General features: G+C 66.4%; 1 protein-coding gene. It reads right to left on the reverse strand.

Annotated features, from left to right (window positions below):
- On the reverse strand, nucleotides 1–1354 hold a 1354-nt coding region (locus VGH68_RS27505), incomplete at its 3' end, for an 8-oxoguanine deaminase (RefSeq protein WP_331606882.1).
- Between the last annotated feature and the right edge of the window lie 355 nt (nucleotides 1355–1709).

Raw genomic sequence — 1709 nt, forward strand, 5'->3', positions numbered from 1 at the left:
GGTTGTGCCGCTCGATTACCGGCCCGAGTTCGAGCGTCGTCAACTGTCCGTCTTTCACGACCACCTTGCCGTCGATCACGCTATGGCTCACCTGCGATGGCGCGCAGAACACCAGCGCCGCCACCGGATCGTGCAGCGCCCCGGCAAACAGCGGCTGACTCAGATCGAACGCGACAAAATCCGCGGCCATCCCAGGCGCGAGCGAGCCGATGTCGTCGCGATTAAGCACGCGCGCGCCGCCCAACGTCGCGATTTCGAGCGCGTCGCGCGCGCTCATCGCGTCCGGGCCGAAACCGACCCGCTGCAACAACAGCGCCTGACGGACCTCGGCAACCATCTGCGCGCCGTCGTTCGACGCGCAACCGTCGACGCCCAGCCCGACCGGCACGCCCGCGAGCCGCATCCGCTTGACCGGCGCGATCCCCGACGCGAGCCGCATATTCGAGCACGGACAATGCGCGACGCCGGTGCCGGTGCGCGCGAACAGTTCGATGCCCGCGTCATCGAGTTGCACGCAGTGCGCATGCCATACGTCGCGACCGATCCAGCCGAGGTCCTGCGCGTACTGCGCGGGCGTCATGCCGAACTTCTCGCGGCTGTACGCGACGTCGTTGACGTTTTCGGCCAGATGCGTGTGCATCGAAACGCCGAATTCGCGCGCCATCAGCGCCGATTCACGCATCAGGTCGCGGCTCACCGAAAACGGCGAGCATGGCGCGACCACCATGCGCAGCATCGCGTAACGCCCGTCGTCGTGATACGTCTCGATCAGACGCTGGGTGTCCGTCAGGATGTCCGCCTCGCGCTCGACCACCGAATCGGGCGGCAAACCGCCGTGCTTGCGACCGACGCTCATGCTGCCGCGCGCCGCGTGAAAGCGCATGCCGATGCGGCGCGCCGCGGCGATGCTGTGATCGAGCCGGCTACCGTTCGGATAGATATACAGATGGTCGCTCGACGTCGTGCAGCCGGACAGCAGCAGTTCGGCCATCGCGGTCAGCGTCGATACCTCGATCATCTCCGGCGTGAGGTTCGCCCACACCTTGTACAGATTCGTGAGCCAGCCGAACAGCTCGGCGTTCTGCGCAGCGGGGATCGCGCGCGTGAGGCTCTGATACATGTGGTGATGCGTGTTCACGAGTCCAGGAATCACCAGATGGCCGCGCAGGTCGAGCACTTCGTCGGCAGTGTGAGGCAACTGCGCGGTCGTGCCGACCGCGACGATGCGGTTGTCCTCGATATACAACGCGCCGTCGCGGAGCTCGCGCCGCTCGCCGTCCATCGTGACCAGCACGTCCGCGTGCTTGACGAGCATCGTCCTGCCGGACTTTTTCGCTGCTTCGTTCATCGTCATTCGTCTTCTCCGCCAGAGTTGCCTGCATGCAAAGCCGTTCGAACGCGATGCGACGGCACGCCGACCGTACCGTCGCGTTCGGTCGAACGCGATGGGCCCGGTTACCCAGCGTGGTGGCGCCGTCTTCGGGGTGTGCGCCGCGCTCGAACCACGTTGGATTCGCACGAGCCGCGCCGCACAGCCCACACCTTGCGCAGCCAAAATCCCGCTGGCAACTCGCTCGACTGCGATACCCGGGTTCACGCCACCGATATGGTGGTCGTTTTTTGACGCAGGTACGATCGCCCGGCGGGTCCGCGCGCCGCGGCGCGACGGACCTGGCGACGCGTGGCGGCTGTCGGGCGGCTCGGCATCA

It is taken from the genome of Paraburkholderia sp. (assembly GCF_036488505.1).
Taxonomy (GTDB): Bacteria; Pseudomonadota; Gammaproteobacteria; order Burkholderiales; family Burkholderiaceae; genus Paraburkholderia.